This window comes from uncultured Allobaculum sp. (assembly GCF_948576815.1).
GTDB classification, from domain to species: Bacteria; Bacillota_I; Bacilli_A; order Erysipelotrichales; family Erysipelotrichaceae; genus Allobaculum; species Allobaculum fili.
This window is the reverse complement of the sequence record NZ_CAPAEZ010000003.1, coordinates 31,940-44,994: the sequence shown is the minus strand read 5'-3', so window position 1 is coordinate 44,994 and position 13,055 is coordinate 31,940. Positions and strand designations below refer to the sequence as shown.

Here is a 13,055-nt window from a genome sequence, read left to right as displayed (position 1 = left end):
ATACTGAAAGCGTATTCAGCATTTTTAATGGGACTTTCGAATTGGGGAAAGTCCCCACATCTATAAGGAGGAAACTGCTATGTACACGCTTGATGCAGAACATGAAGCGATGCGCCAGAAAGTTCGTGCGCTTGGCGAAAAATCCATTCCGTCGATCGCCATGCAGCTCGACGAAAATAATGAATTTCCAAAAGCCTTTGTCGGCCAGATGAAAGACGCCGGCCTGATGGGCATTCCATACGAAAAGGAAATGGGCGGCGCCGGACTGGACGCGCTGTCCTATGCGATCGCGGTGGAAGAACTCTCCCGCCTCGATGGCGGAATCGGCGTTATTCTGTCCGCTCATACGTCTCTGGGCACCTGGCCGATCGCGGAATTCGGTACGCCTGAACAGAAAGAAAAATACCTCAAGCCGCTGGCTTCGGGCGAGAAGCTCGGCGCGTTTGGTCTGACCGAAGAAAACGCAGGATCGGATGCCGGCGGAACCGAAACGACCGCTGTCAAAAAAGACGGATATTATTTGTTAAACGGACATAAGATTTTCATCACGAACGCTCCGGAAGCCGATACGTACGTCGTATTCGCCTCGACCGATCCGTCCAAAGGAACGCGCGGCATCAGCGCCTTTATCGTCGAAAAGGGAATGGAAGGCTTCACCTGCTCCCCGCACTATAACAAGATGGGCATCCGCTCTTCCTGCACTGCGGAACTGAACTTCAGGGATGTCAAAGTGCCGGAAGAAAACCTGCTTGGTCTTGAAGGCCAGGGCTTCAAAATTGCGATGGCTACCCTCGATGGCGGCCGCATCGGCATCGCCGCGCAGGCTCTCGGCATTGCGCAGGGCGCCTATGAAGACGCGCTCACGTATGCCAAAGAGCGCGAACAGTTTGGCGCGCCAATCGCGGTAAACCAGGGCATTTCCTTCAAACTCGCGGATATGGCGACCCAGATCGAAGCCGCCCGCCTGCTCGTCTATAGGGCCGCTGAACTGAAACAGAAACACGAACCGTATTCCACAGCAGCTGCCATGGCGAAACTTTTCGCCTCGGATATGGCGGTTAAAGTGTGCGATGATGCGCTGCAGATTTTCGGCGGCAGCGGCTACATGAAAGGCATGGGTGTCGAACGCCGCTATCGCGACGCCAAGATCACTCAGATTTACGAAGGTACCAACGAAATTCAGCGTGTTGTTATTGCCTCCGGCATTCTCGGCCGTCTGAAGAAAAAAGACGCTGGAAAACCGAAAGCGGATGCGCCAAAACAGCCGGAAGGCCGTAAAGGCGTCATCATCGATGAACTGAGCGATGCCGCCAACGCCCGCAAACTGGCGACCATTCTGAAATCTTCCTTCGATTTCAAAAACCGGGAAGATCTCAATACGCCGATCGAGCATGCACAGAAAATTCTCGCCATCGGTCAGGGCGCGGAAACGAAAGAACACGCGGATGCGGCCATCGATGTGGCCAGAAATCTCGGCCTGGCGATTGCCTCCAGCCGCCCGGCAGCTGAAGTCCATCACTTCACCAGCATGGATCGCTTTGTTGGACTGTCCGGTCAGAAGGCCAATCAGGCAAAACTGTATATCGCAGCGGGCATCTCCGGTGCCAAGCAGCATTTGAAAGGCATCGAAAAAGCCGGTATGGTTGTCGCGATCAACACCGATCCAAACGCGCCGATTTTTAAAAACGCGGATTACGGCATCGTAGGCGATATGAACGTCATTCTTCCGCTGCTCGAAAAAGAGCTGGGCGAAGAAGAAAAGCCGGAAAAGAAGCTCGACGTTTACCAGTGCACCCTTTGCGGATACGTTTACGATCCGACCGTCGGCGATCCGGAAAGCGGGATTGCCCCTGGCACAGCCTTTGAAGATATTCCAGAAGACTGGTCCTGCCCGTACTGCGGCGCGGCCAAATCGGACTTCGTAAAAATTTCCTGATCCGACAAACCAGAACGCTCTCTCGATCTGTTTTCCTGAGTAAAAAGGGGAAATCGAGACATACGTGAATTGGATGTTCGGTTTAACGAACGCAAACCTCCTCTTCGCTTGCTTCATGCTGCAAAGGGGAGGTTTTTTCTGCGGACTGGGAAAGAGAAAATCGACAGATCTTCACCAATCGAACATCCAGCTGGATCCATTTGAACGTCAGGCTCTCAAAAGGAAATATCATCGTCCGCCTTTGTCGGCCCAGGCAATGTTAAAATATCGATATGAAATCTTTTGTTCTTGATGCCGCCAAAATCGAACCCGGCCTGAACGCCGTTCAGTTTTTTCAGCATTTTTATCATTTGAAAGACGAAACGATCGCCTCGATCAAGCGCACGCTGTTTGAGATGGAAGAGACAATGATTACAGAAGTCTTCAACTGGCCCGTCGATCATCCGGCCTGGAAGGAAATCAGTCTCGTTCTGGAATCCATTCAGCAGCACTCCCCAGATTTTTACGTGATCTGGGGACCGGAGACGATCAATGCCAGAGACTATCTTCTTACCAGAGAAGAAGAAGATTCCAAAGCTGAACTGACCGAACCTGCAGACCCAAAGACGGCGGATTTTTCCAAGATGACTGCGGAATGCAAAGTTCCTGAATAAGCCAGCCCCGAATAAGCACAGTCCAATACGTAAGCCCAATACGAAAGAATAAAGCGCACAGTCTCGAAACTGTGCGTTTTCTTTTTGGCCTGTCTGCTCGATCCAAATCGAATACCGGAACTTTCGCCCAAAGAAAAACGCAGAATTCAGACGAATCTGGATTCTGCGTGAAGATTGTGCGAATCATTCAAAATTGAAAAACGGTTTGCGATCAGTCGTTTTCTTTGGCCTGTGCGGACATCTTTTCGCGATACAGGTTCCGGCGATCCTGTGCGGTCAGTCCTTTTTTGCGCAGACGGATCGCATCTGGAGTCACTTCGACGAGCTCGTCATCGTTGATCCACTCGAGCGCTTCTTCAAGGGAGAACACTCTGGGCGGAGTCAGAAGCATGGCTTCATCGCGTCCGGAAGAACGGATGGCGGTCAGCTTCTTGTTTTTGAGCGGGTTGACGTCCATATCGATGTTTCTGGACGATTCACCGATGATCATGCCTTCGTATACTTCGGTCTGCGGGGAGATGAACAGGGAACCGCGTTCCTGCAGGTTCCAGAGGGCATACGTCATGGCTGTACCGGTATCGGTAGAAATCATGGCGCCAAGCATGCGCTGCGGAATTTCGCCCGCATACGGGATATAGCCCGAAATGCGGCGAAGCAGGGTACCTTCGCCATGCGTATCGTTGATGAACTCGGTGCGGAAACCAAGCAGACCGCGGGTCGGCGCATTGTACGTCAGGCGCACATAGCCGTTTTCTTCGTCCATGTTTACCATCGTGCCCTTGCGCAGGTTGAGCTTGGAGATGATGGTGCCGGAATATTCCGACGGCGCGATGCAGACAACTTCTTCGACCGGTTCCACCTTCTGGCCGTTTTCATCGCGGTGGAGAATGACTTCCGGCTTGGAAACCGCAAGTTCATAGCCTTCACGGCGCATGTTTTCAATCAGGATGGAAATGTGAAGTTCGCCTCGTCCGCTGACTTTGAAGCAGTCGGCACTTTCTGTCGGTTCTACTTCCAGACCGACGTTGACTTCGAGTTCCTTTTCCAGACGTTCCTTAATGTTACGGCTGGTTACGTATTTTCCGGAACGGCCCGCAAACGGGGACTTGTTAACGTGGAAGTTCATCGAAAGCGTCGGTTCTTCGATTGGAATGTGGGGGAGAGCTTCGATGCATTCGGGATCGCAGAGCGTATCGCCGATGGAAACGTCCGGCATGCCGGAAACAACGACGATATCGCCGGAATGGGCTTCGTTGACCGGAGTACGGGAAAGTCCCTTGTAAACAAAGAGATTGGAAATCGTTTCCTTTTCTTCCAGACCGTTCTGGTTGGTGCGAATATAGCTGCCGCCTTTTTTGAGGGTACCGCGGGTAATGCGTCCGATGCCCAGACGGCCGATATAGTCGTCATAGGCCAGAGCGGAAATCTGCATCTGAGCCGGTTCCTCGTCGCGGTCCGGATAAACCGGCGTATGTTCGAGAATGGTTTCAAACAGCGGTTCGATATTTTCCGAAGGCTCCGTTAAAGAGCGGGAAACGCGTCCTTCACGGGCGACGCCGTAAAGAATCGGGAAGTCAAGCTGTTCGTCAGTCGCGTTGAGATCGATAAACAGGTCGTACACTTCATCCACAACTTCTTCGGCGCGCTGGTCTTTCTTATCAATTTTATTGATCAGAAGAATCGGCTTCAGGCCGACTTCAAGCGCTTTGGAAAGGACAAACCGTGTCTGTGGCATCGGGCCTTCCGAAGCGTCAACCAGCAGAATAACGGTATCGACCGTTCCCATGATGCGCTCCACTTCACTGGAGAAATCCGCGTGACCCGGTGTATCGACAATATTGATTTTGACGCCGTTGTGAATAACGGAACAGTTTTTTGAATAAATGGTGATTCCGCGCTCCCGTTCCAGAGCGTTGGAATCCATGACACAATCTACAACTTCTTCATTATCGCGGAAGACATCGCTCTGACGAAGGAAGGCATCCACCAGGGTGCTCTTGCCGGCGTCGACGTGGGCAATGACCGCAATATTAATAATTTTTTCTTGATCTGACATTCGGTCCTCTTTCCATTTTCAGGATAAACGTATGATTTCATGCGGCGATCAGTCAGATTGGCCGTAAAAATCAAAAGAATTATAGTCCGGGCCATAGAGGATTTCAATTCGCACTCCCGGAAGCCTTTTTCACTCCATTTTGTAAGGGGATCCACTTTTTTAAAAGGGAAGGGTGCAGTCTTAGCCAAAAATGAGATAATGAAAAAGTTCAATAACATTTTAGCCGTCTGTATAACGCTTATTTTGCCTCTTCGTCTTTTTTCGCTCGGTTCGGGCGATTTACCAGTCGATGGAAAAGTCGGATACGCCGATAAAAAAATGACAGGCAGGTCGATAAAAAAGAGATATCGACAGAAAAGAGAAATGTCGATAGAAAGGGAAGAAGGACGGCTTCTGGAAACAGGATGGTGTTTTATGGAGATAAGATACTTTAAGGATTACTCCCGTTATCTCGATCGGGATATGGAATTTAAGATGTACGGAGATTCGGGCATTCTCTGCCTGATCATTCCGTGTCAGGACGGCCGCTTCTATGAATGGGAAGACCGCAAGATGTTTGAGCTGATGAAACCGTTCATGGACGAGGGAAGAGTCCAGTTTGTGACGATCGATACGATCGATAAAGAAACCTGGTCGGACTACGGTCCCAGCGATCACCGCATGTATATGCAGGAAAGCTGGATCAACTACATCGTGAACGAACTGCTGCCTTCCGTTCATGAAAAAGCCGGCAAGGATCCGGATGAGCCGATGATGGTCATGGGCTGCTCGCTGGGCGGAACGCATGCGGCCAACCTCTTCTTCCGCTTCCCGCAGAAGTTCAATAAGCTTCTCGCCATGAGCGGTGTCTACGATCTTTCCTGCTATATTCACGATAATAACTTTGACGGCAACTTTTATCAGAACAGCCCGTTAGCCTATATGCCCAATATGGAAGCTTCGCATCCGTATATTGATCTGTACAACCAGAACAAAGGCTTCCTGGTCGTGGGACAGGGCGACTGGGAAAGCCAGACCGCCAACGATCTGCGCCGTCTGGCAGATGTTCTGTATCAGAAAGGCATCTGCACGTCCTGCTATTTCTGGGGTACGGATACGCCGCACGACTGGCCAAGCTGGGAAAAGCAGATTCTCGAATATCTGCCGCAGCTTGTCTGAACATCGATACGAAAAAAAGGCACTGGACGTCTCAGTGCCTTTTTACTTGGAAAATCTGATGATTTTCCTCCGCCAGATATGATAAAAGGAGCGGATAAATATTAAAAAGAAAGGAGGTAGTCCAGTTACCCGGACAACATAAGTATAGCCCTTTTTTAAAGGCGAATTTCGGAAGATTTGCCAAAGACGATGCCCGATAGAGGATGAAAAATGCATACAGATCAGACTGTCGACCGGACAATTGGCCTTGTTTGTACGCGCAGGAAAATCTTACAATGAAAAACGTGCAGTCCGTATATTTTTCGACTGCCGAAAGGGGAGAGCAAAATGGCACTGACAAAAGAGAAGATTCTGGTCTGGATGTCCGCCGTTAAAGACGAGCAGATGCAGACGATCTGCCTGATGGCCTGGCCGGCAGGAAGAAAAAAGGATCTGTATGCCCGTCTGCAGACTGCTGCGGCGAAAAAAGTGCGCGGTCAGCGTCTGGACTCGCTTTCCTTGCAGGAAGCAGACGATGCCTCTATTCCGTATTTAATGGAATATGTGCAGGCGGTTCGAAACCTTCCCTCCCTGTTTGTCTTCGCAGCGAAGTGCGGACGAAAAGGTGCGCTGGCCATGGATGAGGCGTTAAAAGAAGCCGCGCAGGCACTGAAAACGCACTGGCCGCAGGCGCAGTTTGAAGTGTTCAGCGACGAAAAGCAGATTCGCTCTAGCCACGTTCAGTCGTGGATGCGCAAATACCAGCTCGATGGCCAGGCCGTCTCGATGGATGAGGAAAATTCGAGAGCGCTCAAAACGGCTGCGCTGCTCGGCTCTGTCCTTTTTCTCGAAACCAGACCGAATGTCCAGAAAGAGGATCCAGACGCTTTACTTGAATCGAATGAGCCTGCTTCGCGCTGGAGTGAGGAGAGCCTGAAGTCCTTGCAGGCGCAAAACGAAAAGCTTCGCCTGCACGTACAGATCGATCCGTCCTGGCATCTTCTGGATGTTGAAGATGTGTATGCGAAGCTGCTCGCACAAAATAACGGCTCCCATATGGCACAGGATAAGTCATCCAAAGCCCGCCCCATCAAAAAGGCGAGGAAAAAGAAAGCGACTCCCAAAAAGGAAAGCGACAGATCGGGAGAATCCCTTGCTGCAGGTACGCTTTCGAGCCATTCCGCTGACGAAAAAACGCTTCGGGCTCAATTCGCGGTGCTTTTTGCGTTGCAGCCGCAATGGAAAAAAGGGTCACTTCTCGAGCGCTGGATGAAAAAGGGCCTGCAGCCTGGAACACTTGAAGCGCTCGTTGAACTTGCCGGCAAGCAGATGCCCTATGAAAGTCTGTCGACGCTGAATCCCGCCAAAATCGAAGCCCAGTACGGAAAGCTGATGGAAGAGCAGGACCGGAAAAATCAGTCTCTGGATGAACAGGCTCTGAAAAAAACCGAAAGCCGGGTACTGACAGGTATTCAAAAACTGGAGAAAACGATTCTCGATGGTGCTCTTCCCAAACGGGCTGAATGTCTGGCTTCCTATTTTGAACAGGACGCGTTTCAAAACGATCTGAAAACCCGTGTCCGAACGGTCCTAACCGAATGGAGCGCGGCTTCGCTTTCAAACCCGCCGCGGAAAAGTCTGCTTCTGATTGAAGAAGAAAACGGTCTGTACGGGTACTGGCTTTATGACGCATTGAATTTTTCTATGCGTCTGGGCGATCCAGATGTTTTCAGAGAGATCGAAAACGAGCGTTCGATCCATATGGAATACGATCAGCTTGGCGACTGGATTTCAAAGATCAGTAAAATACGTCCGCTCTGTCGGATTTACGCCTGTCCTTCCGTATTAAAAGGCATTCGCCGTCATCTTCTTCTGGAAAATGCCTACCTTCCGCTTTCGGTCCTGACGGATGAACAGGAAAAACAGCTTCGTCAGATCCAGACAATTACCAAAGATGGAAACGACAGCGATCGCGCCGCCGGGACAGCTGATCCGCAAAACCTTCTGTTCTTATCGGATAAAGGCATGCAGACCGAAGGGCCTGCTGTGTCGTTTCTGGATCCGGAAACCTTTGATCGCCTGAGTCGGAAAGAGAAAAAGCGGCTGCTCGATCTGCCGCTTGAACTCGATGAACTTCGACTGACCGCCAGACTTCTGCTTGCGGGCGTTTCCTTTTTGGAAATGCAGGATACGCTGCAGCAGCAAGGAAGTCTGCTTCGTCTGGCCGATCGTGTGCTCCTGCCGTATCCAAAACGAAAATGGGTTGAAGAAATCCGTAACCCGGAAATCGCACAGATCTTCCTTTCCAAATCGCTGAAGCCTTCCGCAAGGCAGGAAATCATTTCGCTGGTCCACGGCGGACTTTCTGGAACGTGGATGAACGAGAATCTGCATTCGAATATGAGTGCAGCGAAAATTGAGCGGATCGTCAAGTGCTATCCCGGAAATCGCCTGCCCAGAGGCTGGATCGATGCCGCGCAAAAAGTCGAAGAAATCCAAACGGGAAAGGATCCCGAAAATGAAGGGGAAGAATATCCTTCCGCTTCTTCGAAATGGATCGTTCTGGATTCCGTTCTGGCCGGGCAGATGCTCGATAAACGCGCTGCCTTCTTTCCTGAATCGAGTGCTCTGCAGAGGATGGAACAGCTGGCCCTGCTGGATGCTTCGCTGGCTTCAAACGTCCTGCTCGAAACCATTGCCCAATGGGATACGAAACTACAAGACCAGACGGAAGACTGACCGTCTGGTTTTTGTTTTGCCAAGTTTCGATGAGCAGATCCTGGCGAGGAGGACGCTTGAATTTGAAACCGGGAAGCAGGAAAGGATAAAGAAAAGCCGGTCACATGGACCGGCCAGACTTTTAAAGGGACTGGGAAATCGAGCAGAACACAAGGAAAAAGGGTTTATCGATTAAGCGCCGACGAGTACGACTTCCTTAAGTTCCGGGAATTCATCCAGCAGAAGCAGACGGATTCCCGTCGAGAAATCTTCACCGGCCATCATGCATCCGGCGCACGCACCCAGGAAGGTGACGTAGGCGATGCCGTCTTCGTCAATGCCCAGCAGCTGCACGTCGCCGCCGTCCATCTGAATGTACGGACGAATCTTTTCGACAATGCCTTCGGCGCGTTCTTCCCAGACGTTGCGCTGTTTGCGGGTCAGCTTTTCGCCTTCCGCAAGCGGATGAATTGTATAGGTGCCGTCGTCTTCGCTGACGACTTTCTGCTCAGCCGATGCGGCAGCGTCTTCTGCGCTGGCGTTTTCACTGGCTTCTGCCTTCGCGTTTTCTGTATTTTCTTCAACGGATTCGGCTGCTTTGGGAGCAGCTTCCGTTTTTACTTCTTTTTCATCGGATTGAAGATCTTTTGTTTCGGACATGACAGTTCCTTCCTTTCCTTAAAAGACTGAATCATTGGATCATAAAAAAGATTTTAATCCCAAACTGGATTCCGGTTCAAAAAACTCTTTGAATGGATTTGGGCGAAAGGGGCGGTGTGACTGAATTGCCGGGTCTACATGGACCAGAGAAAGACTGGGGCCATAAGAAAGGGAATGAGCAGACCGAGAATAAAGCCGCCGACGACTTCGACAATTTTGTGACCAAGAACCGTCTTGAGTTTCTGCGTATAGAGCGGGCTGTTTAAAGAGAGCGTGCCTGAAGAGCGAAGATCCTTGATCAGCTCCTGAGTCAGTTCAATATTCTTGCCCGTGTAATAGCGAACATGGCACGCGTCGTACATGACGATCAGGGAAAATACTGCGGTAACCGCAAAGAGAGCGGAGTTGAAGCCTTCCTGCATGCCAATCGCAATCGACAGAGCGGTCACGGTTGAAGAATGCGAGGAGGGAAATCCGCCGGACGCAATCGCCTGACTCCAGTCCCATTGACCAGTACGGAAATAATGTACCGGAATTTTGAGAATCTGCGCGAGAAAGGCGGAAAACAGCGCGGTCAGCAGCGGGAAAAGAGATGAAGGAAGCATAATTTCTCCTCACGGCTCATCATGAACCGCTTTTATTGTACCCGCTCTGAAAAAATGCGGACGTTTTTTGCGCAGGTGCTCTTCGGCAGGCTGAGGGCGCTTTCCTTTGTTTTGAAAATGGTATACTACCCGTGTCAGTCAGGAGGAAAAAAATTTGATTAAACTTGATCTGTCTCACGCAAAACTGAACGAGTCCTGCTCAGCCTGGAAAGACCAGGTTGCCATGTACGACAAACAGCTCGTCGAAGGCACCTGCAAAGGCAACGACTTCATCGGCTGGATGACCTGGTTCGAAGACTATGACCGCGATGAATTCGCCCGCATCAAAGACTGCGCAAAGCGCATTCAGAAAAACAGCGACGTTCTCGTTGTCTGCGGCATCGGCGGAAGCTATCTCGGCCCGCGTGCTGCAATTGAAATGATCAACGGTCTTTACCCCGAAGACCAGAAAGTAGAAGTCATCTACACCGGAAACACTTTCTCTTCTACCTACATTGCTCAGGTGATGAACTACATCAAGGACAAACGCGTAACGGTAAACGTTATTTCCAAGTCCGGAACTACGACCGAAACATCCATCGCGTTCCGTATTCTTGAACAGTTCATGCACGAAAAATACGGAGATGAAGCGAAAAACCGCATTGTCGCAACGACCGACCGTGCCCGCGGCACCCTCAAAACGCTTGCCGACAAAAAAGGCTACGAAACCTTTGTCATCCCAGATAATATCGGCGGACGCTTCTCTGTAATTACTCCAGTCGGTCTGCTTCCAATCGCCGTTGCTGACATCAGCATCGATGATCTGATGAAAGGTCTCGCTGACGGCATGAAAGAATACGGCGACGCCGATGTCGACAAGAACCCGGCTTACCAGTATGCCGTTGCCCGCCGCATTCTACAGAACATGGGCTACGATGTAGAACTTTTCGTAGAATACGAACCGCAGATGCAGAAAGTCGCTGAATGGTGGAAACAGCTCTTCGGCGAATCCGAAGGCAAGGACGGTCTGGGTATTCTCCCGGATTCCGCTGTCTTCTCGACCGATCTGCACTCCCTTGGCCAGTTCGTTCAGGACGGCAAGAAAGTTCTGTTTGAAACGAACCTGTACGTCGATCAGCCAGCCCTCGACATCACCTTCCCGCACGATGACGAAAACCTGGACAACATGAACTATCTCGCCGGCAAGAGCATTGACTGGGTCAACAAGATGGCTGCCAAAGGCACCCTGCAGGCCCATGAAGTGACCGGAAATGTTCCAAACATTCTCATGACTATGCCAGGCATGACCGCTTACGATTTCGGCAACATGTGCGCCTTCTTCTTCAAGGCCATCGCTATGACTACGCTGCTCAACGGATCCAACCCGTTCAACCAGCCAGGCGTTGAAGTCTACAAGAAGAACATGTTCAAACTGCTCGGCAAAGAATAGTCGAGAGTTCAGGCAAGCACGTTTCCATTTCGAAAACCCGTTTTGATTCCCCAGAGATGAGCAGACTGTCTTCAGTTCGCTCATTTTTTTTGCGCTTTCTTAAAAAGACAGCCGGATCCAGGAAGGATGCGTTCGATCCGGACGCAGAAAAGCGCAAAATGGAAATCCGGCAGGGCTGCTTTCAAAAAGCCGGCCTAAGCGCGGGTTCAGCGAATGGAAAACGTCAAAAGTATGGAATACGTTTGACATAAAATACAACGTGACATGTAAAAATAAACAATCTGCCCATTTTCCTCCTTTACCGGGTATCTGTTGGATACGTATTGCCCGGCTATGGATTTGACAATCCGGAAAATGTGCAGATTTTTCCTTTGGGTAAGGCAGAACAGGCATCTTCGAGGACTTCGAAGAATATGCCCTTTTTGTGAACTGCAGGATCACGAATGACAGTCCGGGAATACAGAGAGGAAAAGGAGAAGAAAGGATGAAGAAAAGGAAAATGCCGCTTGCCGAATGGCTGTCGATTAAAGTGGCGAAAAATCCGTCGCAGGTCGTACTGGCGATCATTTTGCTGTTCAACGTGATTTTCTTTCTGGTCGCCGCTCTGATCATCGACAACCTGGCGCTGCCGGGAACGGAAACGCTTGGCTTCTGGGAGTCGCTCTACTATTCCGTCATGATGGTACTCGATGCGGGCAACGCGGATACCGTTGTGGATATGGCGACCGGATCCAAGAAAGTTCTGGCGGTCGTATGCATTGTGATTGTCATCATCGGCATGGTGATTTTTACCGGCGCCGTGATCGGTTACATTACCAACTACATTTCCGACTTTGTGGACAACTCGCGTACGGGAAATCATGCACTGAACATTTCCGGTCATCTCGTCATTCTGAACTGGAATAACCGGGCTTCGGAAATTATCAACGACCTGCTGTTCTGCCCGACTCCGCAAAAAGTTGTCGTTCTGACCGACGGTCAGGTGGAAGAGATCAAAAAGGAAATCAGCGAACGCATACAGGATACGATTCACCGGGAAAATACCAGGCTGCACAGAAAATGCCAGAAAATGGGATGGCTGGAAGGGAATATGTATTACCGGCGCAACCGGATTTATGACAATCTGACGGTGATCGTTCGGCAGGGCGATGTCTTTTCTTCCAAGCAGCTCAACGATGTTGCCTTAAAGCACGCCCGTGCGGTCGTCATTCTCGTCAATGACACAGCAGGGCGCGTATGCAAGTTTGAACAGAGAGATCTGGAACAGGAAAAGCAGAAAGGCAATCCGCAGATCATCAAGACGCTTATGCAGGTAGCGGACATCACATCCAGTCAGGAATCGGATGACGATCAGATAATTATTGTCGAAATTTCCGATCCCTGGACGGAAAAGCTCGTAGAAAAAATCATTCATTACAAACAGGTGCGGGGCAAATGCAATATCGTACCGATTCGCGTCCACGAAGTGCTCGGCCGCATTCTCTCCCAGTTCTGCCTGATGCCTGAACTCAATAAGGTCTATACCGAACTGTTCTCCAACCAGGGAACTACGTTTCAGGTCGAGGAGCGAACGGTGTTTGATGATCCAGCCTATATCAGCGAATATCTGCCGTCCCATCCCTGCGCGATTCCGCTCAGTTCGATGGACTCCGGCGGCCGTCATTATTTCTTCTATTCGGCTTCGGATGAGAAGTACATGAAAGTCACCGAACCGGCCCGGAAATGCCATGTCACGGCTAAACTCAATCCCGATTACTGGATTGAGCAGAAAAACGTCATTATCCTCGGGCACAATTCCAATTAAACTGTACCCCGTAATCTGGACACAAAATAGAGAGTAACCCTGTCCTATGGACAGACA

General features: G+C 50.5%; 9 protein-coding genes and 1 pseudogene. 7 read left to right on the top strand and 3 right to left on the bottom strand.

The genetic code is table 11. The annotated features are described in order from the left end of the window. Positions 1 to 79: 79 nt before the first annotated feature. From Q2J39_RS00750 to Q2J39_RS00740, 3 genes and pseudogenes are all read left to right on the top strand, one after another. Positions 80 to 1,216, top strand: a pseudogene (locus Q2J39_RS00750) (acyl-CoA dehydrogenase); the annotation flags it as partial. After that, positions 1,193 to 1,936 carry a rubredoxin gene (locus Q2J39_RS10765; protein WP_353887473.1) on the top strand — a complete coding sequence of 248 codons (744 nt, stop codon included), beginning with the start codon at positions 1,193 to 1,195 and terminating at the stop codon, positions 1,934 to 1,936. The pseudogene Q2J39_RS00750 and the gene Q2J39_RS10765, both read left to right, overlap by 24 nt. Before the next feature lie 272 nt (positions 1,937 to 2,208). Next, positions 2,209 to 2,589 carry a hypothetical protein gene (locus Q2J39_RS00740; protein WP_288338817.1) on the top strand — a complete coding sequence of 127 codons (381 nt, stop codon included), beginning with the start codon at positions 2,209 to 2,211 and terminating at the stop codon, positions 2,587 to 2,589. 211 nt (positions 2,590 to 2,800) lie between these two features. Here Q2J39_RS00740 and typA read toward each other — a convergent pair whose 3' ends face one another. Further along, complete coding sequence (typA, locus tag Q2J39_RS00735) at positions 2,801 to 4,645, bottom strand: translational GTPase TypA (RefSeq protein ID WP_230266845.1); 1,845 nt, start codon at positions 4,643 to 4,645, stop codon at positions 2,801 to 2,803. Between the two features lie 414 nt (positions 4,646 to 5,059). Between typA and Q2J39_RS00730 the strand changes: the two genes are divergently transcribed. Then, positions 5,060 to 5,803 carry an esterase family protein gene (locus tag Q2J39_RS00730; protein WP_230266846.1) on the top strand — a complete coding sequence of 248 codons (744 nt, stop codon included), beginning with the start codon at positions 5,060 to 5,062 and terminating at the stop codon, positions 5,801 to 5,803. A 327-nt stretch (positions 5,804 to 6,130) separates the two neighbouring features. After that, a complete protein-coding gene (locus Q2J39_RS00725) occupies positions 6,131 to 8,521 on the top strand; it encodes a hypothetical protein (protein ID WP_288338818.1) in 2,391 nt (796 codons plus the stop codon). A gap of 171 nt (positions 8,522 to 8,692) precedes the next feature. Here the strand turns inward: Q2J39_RS00725 and Q2J39_RS00720 are convergent, their stop codons facing one another. Further along, positions 8,693 to 9,160, bottom strand: a complete 468-nt coding sequence (locus Q2J39_RS00720) for a NifU family protein (RefSeq protein WP_288338819.1) — start codon at positions 9,158 to 9,160, stop codon at positions 8,693 to 8,695. Positions 9,161 to 9,294: 134 nt separating this feature from the next. Then, entirely contained in the window at positions 9,295 to 9,765 is a 471-nt protein-coding gene (locus Q2J39_RS00715; protein WP_230266849.1) for a divergent PAP2 family protein, read from the bottom strand. A 154-nt stretch (positions 9,766 to 9,919) separates the two neighbouring features. Between Q2J39_RS00715 and Q2J39_RS00710 the strand changes: the two genes are divergently transcribed. Together Q2J39_RS00710 and Q2J39_RS00705 are read left to right on the top strand one after the other, a co-directional pair. Next, complete coding sequence (locus tag Q2J39_RS00710) at positions 9,920 to 11,194, top strand: glucose-6-phosphate isomerase (protein ID WP_288338820.1); 1,275 nt, start codon at positions 9,920 to 9,922, stop codon at positions 11,192 to 11,194. A 484-nt stretch (positions 11,195 to 11,678) separates the two neighbouring features. Further along, entirely contained in the window at positions 11,679 to 12,998 is a 1,320-nt protein-coding gene (locus Q2J39_RS00705) for a hypothetical protein (RefSeq protein ID WP_288338821.1), read from the top strand. Positions 12,999 to 13,055 lie beyond the last annotated feature (57 nt).